The following is a 19803-nucleotide window of genomic DNA, read 5'->3' as shown; positions in this document are numbered from 1 at the left end:
GCAGGTGCGTGGGAGACAACGCCCCCGGATTTCCCCGTGGGGCGCTTGAGGGACGGCCGGGCACGGGAGTTGGGGACGGTCTGACACGATGGAGGTATGCGCGCGCGATACGGAGTACCTCTGGGGATCGCGGCGGCTGGTGCCGCCGGTCTGGTGTATTCGGCGGGGTTCGAGGCCCGCTCCTTCCGCCTGCGGCGGGTGACCGTGCCGGCCCTGCCGGCCGGGATGCGCCCGCTGCGCGTCCTTCAGGTCTCCGACATCCACATGGTGGGCGGACAGCGCAAGAAGCAGCGCTGGCTGCGCTCACTGGCGGGCCTGCGCCCCGACTTCGTGATCAACACGGGCGACAACCTCTCCGACCCCGAGGGCGTACCGGAGGTCCTGGACGCGCTCGGCCCGCTGCTGGAGTTCCCCGGCGCGTACGTCTTCGGCTCCAACGACTACTACGGGCCCAAGCTGCGCAACCCCGCGCGCTACCTGATCGAGAGGGCGCAGGGCAAGTACGGCCTGAACGGCAACCCGCCGGCGGTCGGCGTGATCCACAACCCGTGGGAGGACCTGCGGGACAGCTTCGACGCGGCGGGCTGGCTCAACCTGACCAACACCCGCGGCACGCTCAAGGTCGACGGGGTGTCGGTGGAGCTGACCGGCCTGGACGACCCGCACATCAAGCGCGACCGGTACGCCGAGGTCGCGGGCGGCCCGTCGGGTACGGCGGACTTCTCGATGGGCGTCGTGCACGCGCCGTACCTCCGCGTCCTGGACTCCTTCACCTCTGACGGCTACCCGCTGGTCCTCGCCGGCCACACCCACGGCGGACAGCTGTGCATCCCCTTCTACGGCGCGCTGGTCACCAACTGCGACCTGGACACGGACCGGGTGAAGGGCCTGTCGACGCACACGGCGGACGGCCGTACGGCCCATCTCCATGTCTCGGCGGGCTGCGGAGCGAACCGCTACACGCCGTTCCGCTTCGCCTGCCCGCCGGAGGCGACGCTGCTGACGCTGGTGGGCCGCGAGGGCTGACGCCGGGTTCGTGGTCCGTGCGGTAACCCGCACGGACCACCCCTATAGCCCGTTTTGTCCCCCCTGCTTAGCGTGAGGGCATGACCGCCCCCATACCCAGGGACATCCCGGATCTGCCCGCGATTCCGGGCATACCCCGGCTGATGCCGTCGCACGTCCCCGCCACGGCGGTGGTGGCACCCTCGCGCCGCCGCCTGACCGCCGCCTTCCGCCTGCTGACCGCGCTGACGGCGGCCGGGGCGGTGACGATCGAACTCGTCCTCGGCAGCCCCGCGCGGGTGCTCAGCCTCTTCGCGGTCCAGAGCAACATCCTGCTGGCGGCGGTCATGCTCCTCGCGGCCCGCCGCGCCTGGACGGCCCGCAGACCCCTGACCCCGGCCCTGACGGGCGCGGCCCTGCTCTACGTCGCGATCACCGCCCTGGTCCACCATGTGCTCCTGACTCCCGCGGGGCCGCCCCCGACCGGCTGGCACGCGGTGAGCGAGCAGGTCCTCCACACGGTCACCCCGATCGCGGCCGCCCTGGACTGGCTCCTGCTCACGGCACCGGGCGCCCTGCGCCTGCGCCAGGCGGCACCCTGGCTCGCCTACCCCCTGGCCTACCTGGCCTTCTCCCTCGCCCGCGCGGAACTGCTCCCCGCCGGCGCATCCGGGCGCTACCTCTACCCCTTCCTCGACGTCGACCTGCACGGTTACAAGTCCGTCCTGGGCAACGCGCTCCTGCTGGGCCTGTCCATCTACGCCCTCGCGGTCCTGCTGGTGGCCCTCGACCACACCCGCCCCAACCTCGTCCGCCACCGCGCCAAAACCGGATTTCGTCTCCAGCCACCGGTGGGCTAAAGTAAACGACGTCACCGCGACGAGCGGGGACGATCGGGGTGTAGCGCAGCTTGGCAGCGCGCTTCGTTCGGGACGAAGAGGTCGTGGGTTCAAATCCCGCCACCCCGACAGTGAAACACCAGGTCAGGGGCCTGATCCGCTTAGCGGGTCGGGCCCCTGAGTGGTTTCCGGGGGGTGCTGGGAGAAATCTGGGAGAAGATCTTGACCGCGCACCGGGCTTCAGGCTGCGGATCTAGGCGCCACCGGCCGCCCCTCTTCACCCACCCCAAATACGATCGCACCCCCCGAAGGCGGGCAGGTACGGTTACTCCTGACAAGGGCTACCGCTCTTGTCGGAACTTCTAGGGCCGCGGCTCTAGGGGAGAAGGGGGCAGAGCATGCCCAGGTATGTACACGTGCCCACGGAGGCCACCACTCACCTCATCCGCCAGGCATACGAGGCCGGCGGGCCCTACCAGTGGGCGCGGGAGGCGTGGAAGAACTCCGAGGAAAGCGGCGCATCGATCATCCACTTCGGGATCGAGGAGCAGTCCGCCGAACGACAGGGCGTTCTGCGGCGCACAATCATGGACAACGGCGCCGGCATGCAGCCGAACGACCTCAAGGTCTTCCTCACCACGTTCGGCGGCGGTGGTAAGCCCATCGGGGTTGACGGCAACTTCGGCCAGGGGTTCAAGTCCTCCGTCTTGCCGTGGAACCCATACGGCGTGGTCGTCATCAGCTATACGGCCGAGGCGCCGGACGGCGCGATGCTGTGGATCTACCGCGACGGTGACGGCAACTACGCCCTGAAGGAATGGCCCGCCGAGGACGAGCACGGTGAATTCGTCACCCTCACGGACGTGGTGCAGCCGTTCATGGATGACGAGCACGGCTGTGACTGGAGCCGTATCCGTCCTCCGTGGATGAACACAGGAACAATCATGGTGCTGCTGGGGTCGGCCCCGGACAGCGACACGTGGATGGGAGACCAGGACTCCTCCCGTAAGGAATCCGTTGACGACCTCATTCGATACCTCAACAGCCGCTTGATCGAGGTGCCGAAGAGGGATGGCTCGCCCATCGAAACCACGGTCGTCGACCTGTACGCCAAGAAGAGCAGCGACCGCAGGGACACCCGCGACAAGACTGTGAACCTGCCCGACGGCAGGTCGATGGTGTGGCGCCCTCGGCGCGTCTACGGCCTGCGGCACTACATCCCGGACGCCGCCGTGACGGGCACGGTCACCGTCGATGAACATGGAACCGAAGTGGACTGGTTCTTTGTTCCGGAGCCGGAGGCGCCCGTCGGTGGTACGTCCGACTACATCGTCCAACGCCCCGTCGCGGTCGTGGACTACCAGGGTGAGGCCTACCACGCGGACAGGAGCAAGAGCCGGTACCGCCTGTTCGGCATCACCGACGAGATCATGGGACGTACCTGGCTGATCGTGCGCCCGCCGGTCTACAGCGACAGCCAGCCCACCCGGTGGGGTGTGATCACGCAGGCATCCCGCCACATTCTCTTCGGCAAGGGCGGCTTGGAGTTGCCCTGGGAGGAGTGGGGGGATGCCTTCTTCGACAACTTCCCCGAGGAGTTGACCAAGGCACAAGAGCAGGCCCGTGCACGCGACACCACGCAGACGGATCCGTCGATGGCCAAGAACCTCGCGCGTATCCTGGATCGGCTGAACCCTCGCTTCAAGGCGTCCAGGGTGCTCAGCTCGGCAATGGGTAAAGTCCTTGGCAACCCGAGCGGCTCCTTCGCGGGTACTCCTGGGTCGCGGGGTCCGCGGGCCGCTGGCGGAACCGGGCGGCCCGGCGGAACGGGTGGAACGTCCGGGCCCCGGCACATCCTCGTGCCTACGACGAACGGTTCGATGCAGGGTTCGCCTTCACGGGTGCGGGGCGGCTACCCGGCATTCGACTGGAAGCGCTTCGACCCTGAGGAGAGCAAGCACCTGGCGCAGTACGTACGCAACGACACACGCACCATCGAGGGAACGGAGTACCGAGGCATTGTTTACCTCAACTCCGCTCACCCAGTGTTCGTGCAGGAGTTCGCTCACTGGGCCGATCAGATCTGGCCGAAGGCCGATCCAGCGAAGGTGCAGGAGTTGGTGAAGCGGGTCTACGGCGAAGAAGCTGTCGCGCATGTAGTTCACGCCCAACGGCTGAACGGAACTCTCGTAGGCAAGACCGAGGACGATGAGCCGATTCTCATCGGCGAGGAGGACGTGCGGCTACTCGTGGAGCCCGCCGCCCTGTCCGCAGCGCTACTGGGGCTCGTCAACGTCGAGCAGCGCATCCTGACCCAGGGTGGAGGACAGTTCGGGCGTCGCGCCGACTCGTAAAAGAACACGGTCAGTACGGCACAGGGTCGGATCCACCTGCTCGTGAGGTAGGTGGATCCGACCCTTTTCATGACTCCTCTCTGCGAGAGATGCGAGATTCCATCGCTCTAAATCGCTAGTTATCGGCACACTCCCAGCCGCTGCTGTAAGAGACGATCGAGCACGGTTACCGGAGACCTGGGACACATCGCCAACCGAGCATCCAAAGCCGCCTCCCACTCCATCGTGAGGTTGGCCAGCAGTTCCTCCCGCATCTCTCGGGTGATGTGCGTGTAGCGCGCCTGGACCGAGCCGTCGATGTGTCCCATGCGCTCATCCATGAGCTTCGGCGGGGTGCGGAACCCCTCCATACGCGTCTTGTGCGTGTGGCGCAGCCCATGGGGCGTAAGCCCCTTCGCGATTGGCACCCAGCAGGCATCCGCTCGCGCTTGGGCGCCTCTCCCCCGCGCTGGCACGCCGGGCCAGGGATGGGCGAGCACGGGCACGGGCCGCGCTTCCTGCGGTGCCTTCTTCGGGTACCAGCCGGAGGCGGCCGGTGTGAAGAGCCACGTGGCGAATCCGTTCCTCCGCCAGTGCGCAGCCTGGTCGACGGCACCCCCGCCGCGGGTGAACCCGAGAACGTCGATGGCCTCGCGCACCCGAGCCCTGGTGGCTTCGGCCACGACGTCCGGCCGGTTGAGGACGTTGGACACCGTGCCTGTGGAAACGCCTGCATGTCTCGCCACGTCCACCACCTTCGCACCGGTCTCCCCCGTGCGGGACACGCCCTGTCCGCGGAACATGTACGTCTTACCGTGGCAAGCGCACGGGGTCGGTTGCGTCCGGGCGATGTGGCCGGCCCAGAGGCGGGTGAGCCACGGCGGGGCGTCAATGGTGCGATAGCTGTCGTCCTTGGGCGGGCAGCGCTCGAACTCTCCCGAGTCGAGTTCGTAGAGCTGCCATTCCACGCGTACGGCCTTTGGGCGGATGAACTCGGTCTCCCAGCCCACGATTTCGGCCCACCGCATCCCCGTGAAGCCCTTGGTGACGAGAGCCACGAACTCGTCATCGCGTCCAGAAAGGAGTGACGCGCGCTCGGCACACAGAAGGATGCCGAGCGGATCCGTGACGACCTTTTCCGGTCCTCGGTCACGCGAACGACCTGCGCGCTTCCCTCTGCCGCGTCGCTTGGTGGCGGGGTTGGAACTGATGAGTTCCTCGTCCACCGCGTCTTCGAGGACCAGGTGGAGCGTGCCGCGCCATGTCTTCACGCTCGATGCGGCATAGAGCGCCTTTTCCTTCTTCTCCCAGGCGTCGACGTCAGTGCGTTGGATCGCGGCAAGTGGGCGGTGATCGAACTCGGGAAGTAGGTGCTCTTCCAGGTGACGTCGGTAATTCTGCATCGTGGACGCAGCAAGGTCTTGCGCCGCGTACCACCGCGAGGCGTACTCGCCGAAGGTGATCTGCCCGGCCGCCGGGTCCTTCCAAGTGCCGCTCTCCACCTTGGCCTCTTCGGCGTCAGCGGCCTTCTTGGCTTCCCGCTTCGTACGGAAGCGGATGACGTTGCCGTTCTCGTCGGCCACGGTGCCGTATTTGCCCTGCGAGATCTTGTAGCGGCCACGCCAGTACGTGCCTCGGTTCTCGACGAACCCCATGCTCCCTCTCATCACAAAGAGGCGGGCGAGAGCCGGTGTTCCACTCTCGCCCGCCATGGTTTTCCTGCTGTCAGACGGCATCCCTAGCGCGCCGTGGGCGCCGCGCCCTGAGCTGTACCGCGGGTACGTCGAAGGGGACCAACGTGCGCCGGCGGGTCGAAGTGGTGCTGATCTCCGGCATGTTCACCGGGTCGGGACGTTCCTCAAGGATCTGGAAGATCTCCTCTACGTGACTCCGTGTGAAGCGGTAGCCGCTCCCGCTCCGGAGGAATGGGATACGGCGCCGCCGTGCCTGCTCCTTCACCCACCACTCGGAGCAGTCGAGCGCCTCGGCTACCTCCGCAGCCGAAAAGGACTTGGGAAGGGCGGAGTTCGTCTCACCCGAGTTCATGGCTCCTCTTCCTCTCAGTTCCGCTACTTCCGCTACCTCCGCTACCGCCCTGGTCAGGGCATGATCCAGGTAGCGGATAGGGGTAGCGGTAGCGGATAGAGCCGCTACCGGTTCCGGGTTCGTGGCTGCGGGGTAGCGGATGGGGTGTTGCGGTAGCGGATGCGGAGCGGCTTGCCGCTACCCGGAAACCGCCTCTGAGCTGCCAGGTAGCGGAGGTAGCGGAAGTAGCGCACTTTCCGCGGGGGGTGGGCAGTAGCGCTGCCACGCGTCGTGCAGGTCGCTCGCGTAGTAGCCCTTCATGACGCTCCCGCCTGCCTTGATGTTGCGGGCCGCGATGGGGGTGTTGTCTGCGGTCATGTACTCCCGCAGCATCCGCGACAGCCCGCGGGCATCGAGCGGCTTGCCGCTCATGTCCGCCCACGGCGCCTCTTCGAGGTTGTGCAGCCTGTCGAGGATGGCGACGGTGGGCAGGCGGTCGATGCCGTTGAACACGTAGTCGCGCAGGTCCGTGAGCAGGCGGATACCGATACTGCCCTTGTCGCTGGTCTTGGCCGCGGTCACCAGCTCGATGCACGCGGTGCGGGCCCGCTCCGGCCACGCGCCGCCCGCAGCGTCCGCGATGGCGAGCAGGGGTTCCCACACGTCCGCAGGCCGGTCGCTGATGCCCTCCGGCAGCTCCGGGAACACCCCGTCGACCAGGTGACTCACGGACTGTGCCCATGCGGCGAGCCGGTCACGCAGCGCGTGCCCCTCCTTCTCGTGGATACGCTGCCGGAACGGCTCCACCTGCTCGTTGGGGGCACGGCGGCGCATGCGGACGATGACCGAGCGGGTCAGGATCGTGTCCGGAAGCGAGCCGAGACCGGCGACCGCGACCCCGCAGAACGACGGGAACTCCTGTACCTGCTGGTTGGAGCCGTCGCCGACGCAACGCCACATGACGCCGGAACGACGGTGCCCGGCGTTCAGGAACCCGCGGAGCTGTTCGTTCTCTCCGGCCTTGGGGCCAAAGACAGTGTCGATCTCGTCGAACAGGATCGTGGGCCGTCCCTCCATCCCGGACACCGCGCGGAAGAGCGCGGAGGCGGAGGCGTTGACCGCGACCATCGGTTGCGGCACGAGGGTTTCCACGATCTCCAGCGCGCGGGACTTGCCGGAGCCAGGCTCCGGGGAGAGGAACGCGAGCCGCGGTGTGGAGTCGAAGCAGTCGAGCAGGTGCGCGTGTGCGTCCCACAGCGTCACGGCCACGTACGCGGCTTCGAGGGGGAAGATGTTGAAGCGTCGGTGGAAGGCTTCCACCTCATCGAGCAATGCGGAGCCGTCCATGGCGGGTGCCGGCGGGTTGGCGCTCATGCCGCCTGCCTCCCTTCCTGGTTGATGCGGAGCGGGCATGCGTCGCGGTGGGCGGTGTGGTCTTCGATCAGGGCGAGCACCTTCGTGTGGCCGACGGCGCTGCGGTCCCTGCCGCACAGGCACGTCGAGATGGCCGTGGGGACGGCGCCGCGCGGTGCACGGATGTGCAGCCACGCGACCGGGTACCGACCGTCTCCCTGGTGCGGGTCAGCACGAAGAGCAGAAGGGACGCCCTCACGGGCGGCGCCTTTCGGCTCGTCTACGGCCGGACCGAGCGCGGCTTGTGCGGCGGCGCGCGGGCCGGTCGGGGTGACGGGAAGGCTCTTCAGTGAATGGCGGGGCGGGGTGCTCATGCCGCCCTCCCCTGACTGTTGCGGGCAATCGACCAGTTCAGACCGCTGCGGATGGTCGACTCACACGACCGCGGCGACAAACCGGCTTGCTCCCCCGCCCACTGAAGAGCTTCCTCAACCCGCTCCCTGGGGAGGTCGCCCCACGCGATGAACCGCCCCAAGGCTCGCGCCGCCCGCAGTAACGTGGCGTTGCGCTCGCCCTCCGGCGCCTGCCGCACGGACGCGGTTTCCGCGTTCAAGCCTGCTGCCGCGTAGCTGGACGCTCGAACCGCCGACGGTGCAACCGTCAGTACCCGCGAACTCTGACGGGTCGTCAGGCGGGCGCACAGCCATTCCGGCAGAGGCACGGGCGGCACGTCGTTGACGACCGCGTAGGCGCCCGTGGGGGTGAGGCTGCCGGGGGCGACCACGTAGCCGCCCCATGCGCGGGTGTCGATGCGTTTGCCGAGCCGTCCGGCGGTGTTGCCGAGCCGGACGCCGGGCGGGGCGGTGAAGTACAGGTGGACCCCGCCGCTCGCGGTCCGCACCGTGCGAGTGGTGGGCACGACCTGCCCGGCGCGCTCGCAGAGCGCCGTGAAGGTCGTCACGCCGTTAGGCGTGTCCGTACTGCTCTTGCGCTTGGGCATATCGAGGTCGACGACGACCAGACCGGACGGGCCAGTCGCGACGCCGACGTTGAACGCCAGGTCGCCCCACGCCCGGCGGATGCGGTCAGGGTCGATGGAGGCGCGCTCTTCCCACTTACGGTGACCGCCCGCACAGTCCCCGATGCCGGGGCAGACGTCCTCACCGTGCAGGGCTGGACGCTTGTCGCCCGGACGGAGCGGGAGGACGGCCCATCCTCGTTCCGCAGCGTCCAGTGCGGCGAACAGGAGGTGACGGTTCATGCGGCGTTCCTCCCTTCGAGGCGCGCGGGGATGCGGGCGCCCAAGAGCAGGGCGTAGGCGTGTTGGGCCTGTTGGGGCACCACGCCGTTGCCGAGGATCTTGAGTTGTTCCTTGCGGGGGATGTCGGGCACGGCGGTGACCCAGCCGGCGGGAAGGCCCATGAGCCATTCCGCGAACGCCGGCGACAGTCGACGATTGCCGCGCGTACCGGGCTCGGTCGGGCACGGCGCCGCACGGCCGGTGACGCGCTCCCACCGCCGGATGGCGGGCCCATAGTCAGTGCCGTCGGTGGACACCCACCGCTCATCGAGCCGCACGGCCTGGCCGGGCAGGTAGTAATTGCCCTTGGTATCGCGCTGATTTGGGCCGCCGTGCGGGCCGTCGGATGCCTTCGGCGTGGGCAGCAGGGTCAGGCGTCCGGCGGCGCCGGCAGTCGGGTGACCGCCGTGCGGAGATTCAGTCCGCCCTTGCGGTTGGGGCTGGTGCCGGGTCCACCGGTACCGTCCGCCGTGGTCGGGGTCGGCATCAGCGGGATGGGCAACTGCGAACCAGCGATCCCGCGGGTGCGGGGCGCCGACTTCGGCGTCACCAGCTCGTAGACATGTCCACCGGACGTCATACCCGATCGCGGCCAGGTCCGCGGCGACGACGTCCAGCCCCCGCGAGCGGAGCGCCGCCACGTTTTCCAGGAAGACGTAGCGCGGTCGAATGACGCCCACAGCCTGAGCGACGTTTTTCCAGACCCGCGACCACTGGCCATTGATCCCGTCCCTTCGTCCAGCGTTGGAGATGTTGCGGCAGGGGAAACCCGCGCCGATCACGTCCGGCGCGTACAGGTCGCGGACCCGCTTCCAGTCAACGGCCGTGATGTCCCCGAGGTTGGGCACCCCGGGGTGATGCGCAGCGAACACCGCTGCGGCGTACTGGTCGTTCTCCGCGAACGCGACCGGCACACCGCCGGTCCCGGCGCGGATCGCCTCTTCGAGTCCGCCGTAGCCGGCGCACAGTGCCAGCAGACGCGGCGGCGAGCCCGAGGCTCGCCCGATGGGGGCGGGTTGGGCCGGACGGCCCTCGCCGAATGCACGACGTTGGGTCATGCTGGAGGTCTCCTTGTTCTGTTGGAGGGACAGGAGAACCGGGGCGGGCGCAGGCTTGTGGTGAGACGGCGCCCGCCTCGGGCGTAGCTAGCCGTGGAAGTGGTTGCGCTTGAAGACGGCCTTGCGGATGTTGACCGTGGTCCCGCTGCCGTGGCCGCTCGCGCTGAAGACCTGTACGGCGACCCAGCCGCCGAAGATGACGGCGGCGAGGGTGATGAGCTGAGTGATGAGCGCGGTCAGCGCGGTGATGAACGCGGTCAGCAGGAACAGCCCGCCGCAGACGGCACCGAACCCGATTCCCCCGAGGGCGATGTTCACCGCCGCGCGGGAGACGGGTGGCTTGGCCGCGACGGGTTCGGGCTTGGCGGGTTCGAGGGCGTAGCCGGTGACGACGCGACCGTCCGGCAGGACGACACGCGTCACCGACGGGATGGCGCCCGGCTGTACCGGTACGACCGGCGCCGACGGCACCGGGGCGAGCGGAGTGGGCCGGTGGACTTCCACGGCCGCTTCACGACGGCCGGGTACGAGGTTGGCGTGCTCGTGCACAGCGAGCCTCCTTCAGTTCCCGAGGGCGGACAGGGCGTCGGCGGACGCCTGCACGAGGTTGTGGATGGGCTCGTACGCGCCGGTCCCGGCGGTGAAGAACCCGAACAGGAACAGGACGATGGCCGCACCGCCTCCGGCGGACTTGGTCTTGACGGCGAGGGCGGACGCGGCGCCGAACAGCAGCACGGCGGAGATGTTCAGGATCATCGGAAGCCTTCCGGTCAGGGGGTGTCGGCGCCGGCGCGGTAGATGCGGGCCCAGCGGTTGTAGAGCCAGCGGCCGACGCGTATGCGCTTGCCGGTGGCCTTGCAGCGGCGGCAGTCCTTGCCGCGCTTCATGCGGCCCTTGCGGTCGGTCTTCATCGAGAAGCCCCAGCCGTTGCACTTGCGGCAGTTGCCGAACGGCGAGGCAGCACACACAGCGACGTAACACAGCGTTACGCCAAGAATCAGGGTGATAGCGAGCAGGACGGGAGGCATGACGGGCCCTTCCAGGCGGGTTTCAGGGGTTTCCGCAGGTGGGCCGCTATCCGCTAGCGGCCTGATCAGAGCGGGTTTGGGGCGCTAGCGGGGCCGCTAACGTTAGCGGGGCGTGCCGCTAGCGCTAGCGGCCCCAGAGCCTCAGCCCGCGTCCCGCTTTCCGTCACGCTCCGCAATCGCAGCGACGATGTGGGAGCGGTCGATACCGCGCCGGTTGACGACCTTGCCCTTGACCCGGCGGCCCACCTGGATCGTGGAGACGCCGTGCGGCTTCAGGGCCGCGGCCAGTCCCTCGGGGTCCCAGCCGTCGTAGACCTCCTCGCGCAGCTCTGCGAGCCGGGCGACGACCGTCTCGGACCACACCTTGGGCTCATCGGCCGGCACCACGGCGAGAATGTCGCGCAGCAGGTCATACGCGCTGGTGACCGGCTCGGGTGCCTCCCCGAGCGCGTGCCCGGACAGCGTGCCTGCCTCCTCGCGCAGACGGCGAGCACGGGCGCCGATGGCGTCGGCACCCTGGCCGTCGACGTAGACGGAGCGCACGATCCGGGCGTCTGAGCCTTCACCGACGAAGTAGTGAATGCCCTTGTCACCCCAGGCGAACATGGTGGCGCGTACACCGCGCTTGTAGGCGGACGTGCCGAGCACCATGTCGTTTTCGAGCTGACCCATGACCTTCAGGCACCAGCGGGCCGACGCGTTCGCGCTGATGCCGGTGGGCAGCGCCTTGGCATCCGGTCGCTGCGTGGCGAGCAGCAGGACGATGCCCGTGGCCGGACCGCGCTTGACCAGGTCGGTTGCGATCTCCTCGAACTCCTTGGCGTGCTCGGGGTGCTCAAACAGCACCTGGCACTCATCAACCCCGATCACGATCGGGTGCAGCCCAAGCGAGCGCTTGTCGGCAAGGGCGCTGGTCACCTTCGACTCCGGGCAGACATCCCGCGGAAGCGAGCGGATCACCTTGGTACGGCGCCGCAGTTCCTCACGCAGCGCCCGGAAGTCATTCAGGCAGTAGGTGACGGACTCGTCATCGTCACCCGCGGCATGCCGGTGCGAGACAGCGTCACCGACCGGGTCCAGGTCGCCCGTGCCCTTCATGTCGTAGGTGTGCAGCTCCGCGCGCGGATCCAGTGCCGCGATGAGCAGCAGCAGACGCAGCAGGAACGTCTTGCCCATGCGCGGGATGGCGCCGATGACGCCCGCGATGTACATCAGCGTCGCTTCGACCCAGCGTCCGCGCTGGTCGGTGCCGTAGGCGACCGGCTTGAACAGGTCGACCGAACCCGACTTGAGCAACGGCCACTTGGGCTGCTTGGCGCGGGACATGTCCTGATCCCCCACCCACAGCACGAGGTGACCGGTGTGCTCATCCGGTACCGCCTCGGGCCACACGCACCCGAGAGGGCGGCGCAGGCCGGAGGCGAGCCGGTCGCGACGCTCGATGACGTCGGTCACCGTGACGCCGTACGGGAGATTGCCCTCCGCTCGCCATCCGGGGCCATCACGGGTGATCGGGGCGGTGAACTCGAACCCATCGCGCCCCTTGGCCTGCGCCTGGTTGATGGCGGGGATGCCGAGAGCACCCAGCGCCCGCAGCACGATGTCACTGGTGAGCTTGACCGCCTTGGGCAGTTCCACCGCGCGGTGGATGACCGGGTCATCCGCGCGGCGGCCGGCGAACCCGAGCGCCATCACGACCGCGCCCACCGACACCGCCTGAAGCCAGTCGGGGGCGAGCACGTACATGGCAAGGGCGGAGCCGAGCCCGACGAACATCGCGAGCACGGCCACGAGGGTGCGCAGTCGGACCCGTCCGTCGCGCTGCCGCGACAGCTTCAGGTATTCCGCAGCGTCCTCACGCCGGACCGCGGCGAGTCGGACCGGTTCGCCCTCACGGTCGGCCACCCACCGCATCGTGCCGCCCACGAATCGGGCGGCGCCGGTCGGGGCTTGCAGGGCGAGCCGGGCGGCGTAGACCGGGGCACGCAGCGCGTGATACCCGGCAGCGTGGGCGTAGTGGCGAGCCACCCACGCTGTGGCGGTCCGCAGCTCCGCCATCGACCGCAGCCACACGGGAACGACCGCACGGCGCTGTGCCGCGAGCAGCCGACCGAGGTAGCCCGGACCGGTGGCCGTCGGGGTCGGCAGGTCGACCATCACGCGCGCGGTCGGGTCGCCCGACTCAGCACCCGACCGCGCGGTCTCGGAGTCGGGCGACGGGTCGGAGTCGGGTCGGGCGGTCGGGTCGGCCGACTCCGAACGGGCCGACCGCGCCTTGTCGAGGTCGACTACCTCGCCCCCGGAGTCGGCGCTCATCTCCGCTTCGAGTCGGTTGAACAGTTCGTTGTCGTCGTCGGGGTGCTTCACTGAAAGTCCCTTCCAATGGGAGGAAAGGCGGGGTCCGGCCGTCGCTGTAGGAGGTGGGCGGACGGACCCCGCCGGATCGTGATGTGCAGGTCAGGCGGCGCGCTGTTCCTCGGGGTAGGCGCAGGGCACGCACATGCCGAGCGACGTGGGGATGACGTATCCGGCGTCCTGTCGGCAGGCGGGGCAAGTGCGGCGGGCACGGTTCGCCTTGGCGAGCGCGGCCCACTTGCCCGGCGTCATCGGCCGGACGGGCTTGGCGCGGTCGACGCGGTAGAGGTAGGCGACCAGCGGGCCGCGCCGGTAGCGCGGGCGCATGATCTGCGCCGCGATGGACTGCCCACCGGGCCGTAAGCCGCGGGCGCGGAGCTGACGGCGGGTGGCCAATCCGTCCGGGGCGTAACGCCACGGGTAGGTGGGCAGTCCGTGCCTCGCGCCGGTCGGGTCGAAGCACTTGGCGAACATCAGGCAGCCTCAGCCGTCGTGCCGTCGCCCTCCGCGTCGTCCACGGAGTGCAGCGGACGGCCGTCGACGCGCTCCGCCTTCAACTGCTCCCGCAGCTTGCGGGCGTTGGCCTGCGAGACATGCAGCGTGGTGCGCAGACGGTCTGCGGTCAGCTCCGCCTCGGTCCACTCTGTGGTGACCGTGCGCGCCTCGGTCAGCGCCTCTTCGAAGGTGCGCTGTGTCTTGGCCTTGCCCTTGGCTGGGGTCCGGCGGCGCGGGCGCGGCTTGGCGTCGACCGGCGCCGGCGGATTGTCCGCCGGGGGCGGTGCGGGCGTCTCCTGCTCAGCAGCGGGGGCCAGGTCGCCCATGCGCAGCATCACGCGCTCACGCCGCGGGGTCTTGGAGCGCCACTTACGGCCGTAGCGCTCGCGTAGGTCCGCGCGGGCCAACTGCCGTTCCTTCTCGCGCGCCAGCGCCTCGGAGTAGGAGGTGACCTCCCACAGCGTCATGCGGCGCCACAGGGCGAACGTGGAGGGGAAGGCCAACAGCCAGCGGGAGAAACGGATTTTCTCCATGCGGCGACCGGTGGCCGCGCCGATCCGCACAGCGTAGATGTGGGCGCCGATCTCGGAGAACACCACCCACAGCAGCGGCATCGTGCCGTGGGCGACCTTGGCCCACATGCCCTGCCCGGCGGCGACGTTCAAACCGCAGGTGATCAGGGTGAGCACCCAGGGCACGAACCGCACCCACGCGAGCGCCATGTCCATCCGGATCAACAGCAGGTTGGCGACGGTGAACACCGGGATGGCCACGTCGATCCCGACCGGCAGCATCCACGGAACGTGGAAGCCCCATCGGGCAGCAGCGGCCGACACGGCGTCAAAGGAAGAGATCAGACCGAGCGCGCCGACGCCGGCCGCGGCGAGCGCGCCAACTCCGGCGAGCCCCATCTCCGGCTTCGTCAGCGGCGGCACCCCGGACGCAGGCGCCTCGGGAGCAGGGTTGGTCGTCATGCCGCTACCCCCTTGCGTGCCGCGCGGCGGCGCCGGGCGGGGCGGGCCAGGGGGATGACGTCGACCAGGTCCGGGTTCTCCTCGATGACCTGCGCGGCGATGCGAATCAGGTCGTCGGGAAGGTCGGGGTTGTCGGCGAGGATGTCGCGCGCCGCGTCCTCGCGGGCCGCGCGCTCTTCGTCCGTCTCGCCCTCGACCCCGAGCCACAGCTCAACCGGGGTGCCGAGCGCCAACTCCGCGAAGTCCGCGGCAGAGACGGCCTGTTGGTGGCCGATGTACGTACGCATGACAGCTCCTGAAGTGGGAGGGACACGGAGCCGGAGAGCCACAGGCGTTTGGTGAGACGGCGACTGCCCCGGAAGAACCCGAGCCGCAATGCGACAGGGGAAAGTGCCCCGACCGGGAGTCGAACCCGGTCTACGACCATCGGGGCGGTAGTGCGTGTCTCCTTCATCGCGACCGCGCTCCCGTATCAGGTAGAGCCGTCCGGCCTCGAAGTAGGCGTATGGAGACGTGACCTTTCGGTCTAAGCCCTCCGGTTAATGCCAAGGCGCCGGGTCGCCTCCCCCCGTCCGATGCGGGGCTCCTGGTCGTGCGGTCTTGCAGGTCAAGCACTTACGGACAGCCCGGCGAAGCCCTTCCAGGCCCGTCGTGCTGACGTGTAACAGCATGTACTAGCACGTACTACGACGCAAGAGGGCCGCGAAGATTCGTGCTAGGTCGTACTAGGGGTGGGTACGCTCGATGGCGTGATGAGCGCTGAAATCTCGAAAGACGACCCGAGACCGGAGTCCGAGCAGGCGGCCGACATCCTGCGGCAAGAGATCCTGCGTGGCGACATCAAGCCGGGGGCCCATGTGGGGTCCGTGCGAGACTTGGCTACGCGCTTCAAGATCTCGGGAATGACAGTGCAGCGCGCCCTCACGATCCTCCGCGAGGACGGGCTCATCCTGACCACGTCGCGCGGCAGCTACGCCCGTGACCCCGAGCAGGCCACCGAAGCCAGCGAAGCCGACGCGGGCGTCGACATTCCCGAAGTCCTGCGCCAGCTCGAACATCTCACCTCCCAAGTCTCGGAACTCCGCGGCAGGCTCGAAGCGCTCGAAAACCGCTCCGTGCCAGGTGGTGCGTGATCTGCAACCAGCATGCCCAGAACGGGAGTTGAGAGGTAAGTGACAGCCTGGGGACGGCAAGCCGGAGGAGGGGACATGTTCGGTGACACCCGCCTGTCACCTTCCCTGTCCCCCCGGCTCGCGCGCGAGACTCGGAGCAGGCACTCGGAGGAGGGCGCATGACCGACAACAGGCCCGCATGGGCGCGACGCATCGCGGCCGAGCGGATGGCGCGCGACTGGTCGCAGCGCGACGCAGTCAGGGCCCTGCGGGCGCACGCTCCCACGGAGCTGCCCGCAGAAGAGAGCATGATTCGCCAGTGGAAGCGCTGGGAGTCCGGCCAGGCACCGAACGACTTTTACCAACCGATCATCGCGGCCACGTTCGGCACCGTGACGCACGCGCTCTTCCCGGCGCCCTCACGGCGGGACGGAGACAAGGAGATCTTGGCAGCGTCCGGCATGGAGACACTGGAGATCGTGAGTCGTCTCAACCGATCCGACGTCGACAACGCCACGCTTGACGCTCTGCGGATCACGACGGACCGGCTCGCCTCGGAGTACCCGTTCATGCCGAGCGAGCAACTTCTCATCGAGGGGCGGCAGTGGCTTCGCCGTGTCGTCGAACTTCACACCAAAAGCCTCACGCTCGCGCAACACCGCGAGGTTCTCGCGCTGTCCGGCTGGCTCGCACTACTGGTCGGATGCGTCGAGTACGACACGGGCGACCGCCACGCGGCCGAGTCGACGCGACAGGCTGCGCTCTCGCTCGCGACCGAGGCTGACCATGCGGAGGTTGCCGGGTGGGCGCATGAGATGCGGGCATGGTTCGCCCTCACGACCGGCGACTACCGCGGCGTCATCGCGGCGGCGCGGGCCGGAGCTGAGACGGCGGCGCATCACGGAGTGGCTGTGCAGCTCGCTGCCCAGGAAGCCAAGGCATGGGCGCGGCTCGGAGACCGCCGGCAGGTCGAGGTCACCTTGGATAAGGGGCGACGATTGCTCGAAGCGATGCCGCACCCCGGGAACCTGGACAACCACTTCGTGGTGGACCCTGCCAAGTTCGACTTCTACGCGATGGACTGCTACCGCCTGGTCGGTGAGGACAAGCTCGCGCGCACGCTCGCCGAAGAGGTGCTGAGGGTAGGAACGGACTTTGACGGCACCGACCGCTCGCCGATGCGTAACGCTGAAGCTCGCGTCACGCTGGGCGTCACGGCGGCACGTGAGGGCGACTTGGAGCAGGCACTCATCATGGGTGAGCGGGCTCTTGAAGGGGACCGTCAGTCGGTGCCGTCGCTCATCATGACCAGCCGGGAACTCGCTGCCGAGATGAGGCGCCGGTACAGCTCCGAACCGGGGGCGCAGGACTACCTCGCGCGGCTTCACTCGCTCGCCGAGCAGAAGCCCGGATTCATGCCCCGATGAGCGGTCGGCTCGCTGCGGCAGACCAGGAAACTACCGCAGCGAGCCCTCAGAGCGGGCCGTCAGCAGCATTGCGCAAGCCTGAGGGGAACCTCAGCTTGCCGGCCCGTGCTGCCAGCCGCGCTTCTCAGCCTTGTCGCGCAAAGCGCTGGCACGCCTCTTCTGTTGCTTTGCGCTCGGTACGGCTTTGAAATCGACGAACGCATGTCCCGGAGGGCGTTCCGCCCCATCATCGACTTGAGAATCGTCTACCGCGTTGAGTCCCACCTCTTGCACCTCGGCAACTTCCACGCAGTAGACGCCGATCGACTTCAGCCCCACCACCTCAGTGTGGTGCTGATGGGCAGCCTCGGCTGTGACCACTGAGGCCCTGGTCACGGAGAGTTCACCCGAGTCTTTAGGGGTGGGACTGAAAAGCTGACTGGTGACTCGTCCTTCGTGGACCCAGATGGGATGAACTTGGCGCCAGAGCTTCTCTTCTAGATCCGTTATCTCGAACTCACCGGGACGAAGGTTCGAGCCATCAGTCGGCATATTCAGTGATCCCCCCGATCACGAACTCTGTAATCTCGCTCAACTGGCGCCAGTGGAACGTCCGATCGCTCTCCCGATCATCTTCTTTGGAGAACGCGTAAGCTTCCACTTTCTCATCTGCCGTAACGGTCAGCGTCACTTCACCCGCCGAATAGGGCCACTCCAGCTGTACGCCGCCATCTTCCGTCGGATAGATGTAAGGACGCTGAATTTGCTCGTCCAGGAACTCCAGCAGCAACGACTCCGCCTCACGGAGGACCTTGCGACTTACCTGCTGCCCCACCCCGTCCAGCCAACCAGCTTCGAGATCGTGCAGCTCAGCCAGACGCTCCGACCACTCAGGCGGCAGAACCGGCTCAATGGACAGAACGTCTTGAATTTCGATAATCTCTTCATTCATCGACTGAATCGCCACAGCATTAATGGCAACCGTCGGCGCCATCGTCGAGAGATCAAGATACTGCTTTAGATCAGCAACAATGTCGTCCGAAGAAAAGCGGCCAGGAACTACCTTGTCACCCCGGGTCAGGCGGAATTCGAAAATACCCTTGTCCGCACTAACCCCAACCACCTGCCCTGAGACCAGTGTTTCGATCTCAAATCTTTCCAGGCGCGCCTGTTCCTGGATCTGACGACGAACAGGCTGCGAGTAAATGACAGAATTGGGAGTGCCACTATCGAATTCAATGAGTTCATCGTCCCGTAGACTTCTTCCGAAACGCGAGAACTCACGCAAGGCATGCGGCGGAAATGTTCGAGGAATGCCCGATCCGTCCTGGATCGACCGAAGAGCATCTTGAATAATCATCCGCGCCTCTTCGAAGATGCCCGCGTCGCGATCATCGAAGAGTGCATCAGCGTCGACTGCGGTCCTCTCCAGGACCGGAATAACGCTTCCTCTACGGATATCCGAGAGGCGGAGCGAGAAAGAAGAAGCAAATCCCCTGGGGACACGTTGGCGCGATGCATGACGCTGCTTGTAGAGCCCGCGAGCGACGTCCACCACCAAGCGCTCATACCTGGCGAACTCAGCCAGGACCTCAACAGGCAAGCCTGGCTGCTCGTAGCGCCCGCCTTGCAGGCGCCATGATCCAAAAGCGCGACTGTCCGTCCCCATACCCCCCACCCTACTGAGACAGCGCCAGAACCCCCTGATGTCGCACTCCAGCGCAGATCAATTTTGCTCTGTCGCCCCCTCAGAAGCAATCGAACAACATCTCACCTTGAAGCCTCTGGGGCACTTGCTCCTTCCCGCCGAAGGTTGACCGACGGCGTCAGCTCCGCCTCCCGAGGCCTGGCAATCCGCCGGACACAGTCCGAACGCTGCTCGACGGTTCGTCGACCACAAGCCTGGGTGGCTCGGGAACCGCAGGCTTTTGCACAGCCTTCAGCGGTGGAAGAAGGATCGGTTCACCGCCCTGTGGAGGTGCCACGACCTCGCCCGAAGCTGAGCAAGCTGCGACTTCCCCCGGCGCTTGGTGTGAGTAGAGGCGGCCCGTCCGAGTGTTGACTTTGGTAGTCGCGCCACAGCGGGCACATTCGTATCGGATCGCGTCCGGGTTTCGCACTCTGTCCCCCTTCGAGTGGCCGTCTGCCGGCGCACCTCGCCCGGCTGGCCCTTAATCGTGGCCCACACGCCCCCGCCGCGGTAGAGCACCGCAGGTCCTGGCTGCTCAACCTGCACTGAGGGAAGGCGAGACAGCACGGCCGCAATGCGCTGCGTTGACATGCCGGAATCGCCTCCTGAGGGCACATGTCCAGGGGCCAAACGAGGTGGTCCCCCAAAGACCGTCCCGGACAGTAGTGGACTGTGGCGGCGGTGAACGAGCAGGCAGTTCCCCCTGGAGCGACGTCAGAAGGGGGTCTGATCGCGTTCAGGACGAAGAGGTCGCTGCCTCCAGGCTGCTGCAGAGCGCATGTAGGTGGCACCTGGTGGGCGCCCACGCCCGGCTCAGGCCCGTAAGGCGG

General features: G+C 67.6%; 20 protein-coding genes and 1 tRNA gene. 6 read left to right on the top strand and 15 right to left on the bottom strand.

Annotation, left to right across the window (positions count from 1 at the left end):
- Positions 1-96 precede the first annotated feature (96 nt).
- From ABT296_RS11745 to ABT296_RS11730, 4 genes are all read left to right on the top strand, one after another.
- On the top strand, positions 97-1026 hold the full coding sequence (locus ABT296_RS11745; protein WP_351925875.1) for a metallophosphoesterase: 930 nt from the start codon (positions 97-99) through the stop codon (positions 1024-1026).
- Between the two features lie 80 nt (positions 1027-1106).
- On the top strand, positions 1107-1865 hold the full coding sequence (locus ABT296_RS11740) for a Pr6Pr family membrane protein (RefSeq protein WP_351925873.1): 759 nt from the start codon (positions 1107-1109) through the stop codon (positions 1863-1865).
- A gap of 34 nt (positions 1866-1899) precedes the next feature.
- A tRNA-Pro gene (locus tag ABT296_RS11735) sits at positions 1900-1973 on the top strand.
- Positions 1974-2260: 287 nt separating this feature from the next.
- The gene (locus ABT296_RS11730) at positions 2261-4198 is read left to right on the top strand and encodes an ATP-binding protein (RefSeq protein ID WP_351925872.1); all 1938 of its coding nucleotides are present in this window, start codon (positions 2261-2263) and stop codon (positions 4196-4198) included.
- Between the two features lie 119 nt (positions 4199-4317).
- Here ABT296_RS11730 and ABT296_RS11725 read toward each other — a convergent pair whose 3' ends face one another.
- The 13 genes from ABT296_RS11725 to ABT296_RS11665 all read right to left on the bottom strand — a co-directional run bounded on the left by ABT296_RS11725 (position 4318) and on the right by ABT296_RS11665 (position 15052).
- The gene (locus ABT296_RS11725) at positions 4318-5832 is read right to left on the bottom strand and encodes a LacI family DNA-binding transcriptional regulator (RefSeq protein WP_351925871.1); all 1515 of its coding nucleotides are present in this window, start codon (positions 5830-5832) and stop codon (positions 4318-4320) included.
- A gap of 70 nt (positions 5833-5902) precedes the next feature.
- On the bottom strand, positions 5903-6223 hold the full coding sequence (locus ABT296_RS11720; RefSeq protein WP_351925869.1) for a helix-turn-helix domain-containing protein: 321 nt from the start codon (positions 6221-6223) through the stop codon (positions 5903-5905).
- A gap of 177 nt (positions 6224-6400) precedes the next feature.
- The gene (locus ABT296_RS11715) at positions 6401-7576 is read right to left on the bottom strand and encodes a DUF3631 domain-containing protein (RefSeq protein ID WP_351925867.1); all 1176 of its coding nucleotides are present in this window, start codon (positions 7574-7576) and stop codon (positions 6401-6403) included.
- Positions 7573-7929 (bottom strand): hypothetical protein, encoded by a 357-nt coding sequence (locus tag ABT296_RS11710; RefSeq protein WP_351925865.1) that lies wholly within the window; start codon positions 7927-7929, stop codon positions 7573-7575. The genes ABT296_RS11715 and ABT296_RS11710 overlap by 4 nt, the downstream gene beginning before the upstream one ends.
- The gene (locus tag ABT296_RS11705; RefSeq protein ID WP_351925863.1) at positions 7926-8816 is read right to left on the bottom strand and encodes a bifunctional DNA primase/polymerase; all 891 of its coding nucleotides are present in this window, start codon (positions 8814-8816) and stop codon (positions 7926-7928) included. The genes ABT296_RS11710 and ABT296_RS11705 overlap by 4 nt, the downstream gene beginning before the upstream one ends.
- Positions 8813-9913, bottom strand: a complete 1101-nt coding sequence (locus ABT296_RS11700) for a DNA cytosine methyltransferase (protein ID WP_351925861.1) — start codon at positions 9911-9913, stop codon at positions 8813-8815. The genes ABT296_RS11705 and ABT296_RS11700 overlap by 4 nt, the downstream gene beginning before the upstream one ends.
- An 87-nt stretch (positions 9914-10000) precedes the next feature.
- Complete coding sequence (locus ABT296_RS11695) at positions 10001-10462, bottom strand: hypothetical protein (RefSeq protein WP_351925859.1); 462 nt, start codon at positions 10460-10462, stop codon at positions 10001-10003.
- Positions 10463-10474: 12 nt separating this feature from the next.
- On the bottom strand, positions 10475-10669 hold the full coding sequence (locus ABT296_RS11690) for a hypothetical protein (RefSeq protein ID WP_351925857.1): 195 nt from the start codon (positions 10667-10669) through the stop codon (positions 10475-10477).
- A gap of 14 nt (positions 10670-10683) precedes the next feature.
- Positions 10684-10941 carry a hypothetical protein gene (locus ABT296_RS11685; protein WP_351925855.1) on the bottom strand — a complete coding sequence of 86 codons (258 nt, stop codon included), beginning with the start codon at positions 10939-10941 and terminating at the stop codon, positions 10684-10686.
- Positions 10942-11082: 141 nt separating this feature from the next.
- Positions 11083-13308: a cell division protein FtsK gene (locus ABT296_RS11680; RefSeq protein WP_351925853.1), complete on the bottom strand. Its 2226-nt coding sequence runs from the start codon at positions 13306-13308 to the stop codon at positions 11083-11085.
- Between the two features lie 90 nt (positions 13309-13398).
- Positions 13399-13770: an RRQRL motif-containing zinc-binding protein gene (locus ABT296_RS11675; protein ID WP_351925851.1), complete on the bottom strand. Its 372-nt coding sequence runs from the start codon at positions 13768-13770 to the stop codon at positions 13399-13401.
- The gene (locus ABT296_RS11670) at positions 13770-14765 is read right to left on the bottom strand and encodes a DUF2637 domain-containing protein (protein WP_351925849.1); all 996 of its coding nucleotides are present in this window, start codon (positions 14763-14765) and stop codon (positions 13770-13772) included. Before ABT296_RS11670 ends, ABT296_RS11675 begins: the two co-directional genes overlap by 1 nt.
- Complete coding sequence (locus tag ABT296_RS11665) at positions 14762-15052, bottom strand: hypothetical protein (RefSeq protein ID WP_351925847.1); 291 nt, start codon at positions 15050-15052, stop codon at positions 14762-14764. Before ABT296_RS11665 ends, ABT296_RS11670 begins: the two co-directional genes overlap by 4 nt.
- A gap of 465 nt (positions 15053-15517) precedes the next feature.
- Between ABT296_RS11665 and ABT296_RS11660 the strand changes: the two genes are divergently transcribed.
- Together ABT296_RS11660 and ABT296_RS11655 are read left to right on the top strand one after the other, a co-directional pair.
- The gene (locus ABT296_RS11660; protein ID WP_351926104.1) at positions 15518-15898 is read left to right on the top strand and encodes a GntR family transcriptional regulator; all 381 of its coding nucleotides are present in this window, start codon (positions 15518-15520) and stop codon (positions 15896-15898) included.
- Between the two features lie 158 nt (positions 15899-16056).
- Positions 16057-17304 carry an NsdA family TPR-like regulatory protein gene (locus ABT296_RS11655; RefSeq protein WP_351925845.1) on the top strand — a complete coding sequence of 416 codons (1248 nt, stop codon included), beginning with the start codon at positions 16057-16059 and terminating at the stop codon, positions 17302-17304.
- A gap of 90 nt (positions 17305-17394) precedes the next feature.
- Here the strand turns inward: ABT296_RS11655 and ABT296_RS11650 are convergent, their stop codons facing one another.
- On the bottom strand, positions 17395-17835 hold the full coding sequence (locus ABT296_RS11650) for a hypothetical protein (protein ID WP_351925843.1): 441 nt from the start codon (positions 17833-17835) through the stop codon (positions 17395-17397).
- The gene (locus ABT296_RS11645) at positions 17825-18952 is read right to left on the bottom strand and encodes a hypothetical protein (protein ID WP_351925841.1); all 1128 of its coding nucleotides are present in this window, start codon (positions 18950-18952) and stop codon (positions 17825-17827) included. Before ABT296_RS11645 ends, ABT296_RS11650 begins: the two co-directional genes overlap by 11 nt.
- Positions 18953-19803 lie beyond the last annotated feature (851 nt).

Source organism: Streptomyces sp. NPDC000983, assembly GCF_040299205.1.
In the GTDB taxonomy this organism is placed as follows: Bacteria; Actinomycetota; Actinomycetes; order Streptomycetales; family Streptomycetaceae; genus Streptomyces.
Note: the sequence above shows the minus strand (reverse complement) of the source record. Positions and strands in the feature narration are given on the sequence as shown.

Excerpts from the sequence above, each read along its gene's own strand:
- ABT296_RS11740 (WP_351925873.1), top strand. The coding sequence starts at position 1,107 with ATGACCGCCCCCATACCCAGGGACATCCCGGATCTGCCCGCGATTCCG.
- ABT296_RS11645 (WP_351925841.1), bottom strand. The coding sequence starts at position 18,952 with ATGGGGACGGACAGTCGCGCTTTTGGATCATGGCGCCTGCAAGGCGGG.
- ABT296_RS11685 (WP_351925855.1), bottom strand. The coding sequence starts at position 10,941 with ATGCCTCCCGTCCTGCTCGCTATCACCCTGATTCTTGGCGTAACGCTG.
- ABT296_RS11670 (WP_351925849.1), bottom strand. The coding sequence starts at position 14,765 with ATGACGACCAACCCTGCTCCCGAGGCGCCTGCGTCCGGGGTGCCGCCG.
- ABT296_RS11705 (WP_351925863.1), bottom strand. The coding sequence starts at position 8,816 with ATGAACCGTCACCTCCTGTTCGCCGCACTGGACGCTGCGGAACGAGGA.
- ABT296_RS11720 (WP_351925869.1), bottom strand. The coding sequence starts at position 6,223 with ATGAACTCGGGTGAGACGAACTCCGCCCTTCCCAAGTCCTTTTCGGCT.
- ABT296_RS11715 (WP_351925867.1), bottom strand. The coding sequence starts at position 7,576 with ATGAGCGCCAACCCGCCGGCACCCGCCATGGACGGCTCCGCATTGCTC.
- ABT296_RS11745 (WP_351925875.1), top strand. The coding sequence starts at position 97 with ATGCGCGCGCGATACGGAGTACCTCTGGGGATCGCGGCGGCTGGTGCC.
- ABT296_RS11710 (WP_351925865.1), bottom strand. The coding sequence starts at position 7,929 with ATGAGCACCCCGCCCCGCCATTCACTGAAGAGCCTTCCCGTCACCCCG.
- ABT296_RS11675 (WP_351925851.1), bottom strand. The coding sequence starts at position 13,770 with ATGTTCGCCAAGTGCTTCGACCCGACCGGCGCGAGGCACGGACTGCCC.
- ABT296_RS11655 (WP_351925845.1), top strand. The coding sequence starts at position 16,057 with ATGACCGACAACAGGCCCGCATGGGCGCGACGCATCGCGGCCGAGCGG.
- ABT296_RS11725 (WP_351925871.1), bottom strand. The coding sequence starts at position 5,832 with ATGGGGTTCGTCGAGAACCGAGGCACGTACTGGCGTGGCCGCTACAAG.
- ABT296_RS11660 (WP_351926104.1), top strand. The coding sequence starts at position 15,518 with ATGAGCGCTGAAATCTCGAAAGACGACCCGAGACCGGAGTCCGAGCAG.
- ABT296_RS11650 (WP_351925843.1), bottom strand. The coding sequence starts at position 17,835 with ATGCCGACTGATGGCTCGAACCTTCGTCCCGGTGAGTTCGAGATAACG.
- ABT296_RS11690 (WP_351925857.1), bottom strand. The coding sequence starts at position 10,669 with ATGATCCTGAACATCTCCGCCGTGCTGCTGTTCGGCGCCGCGTCCGCC.
- ABT296_RS11665 (WP_351925847.1), bottom strand. The coding sequence starts at position 15,052 with ATGCGTACGTACATCGGCCACCAACAGGCCGTCTCTGCCGCGGACTTC.
- ABT296_RS11700 (WP_351925861.1), bottom strand. The coding sequence starts at position 9,913 with ATGACCCAACGTCGTGCATTCGGCGAGGGCCGTCCGGCCCAACCCGCC.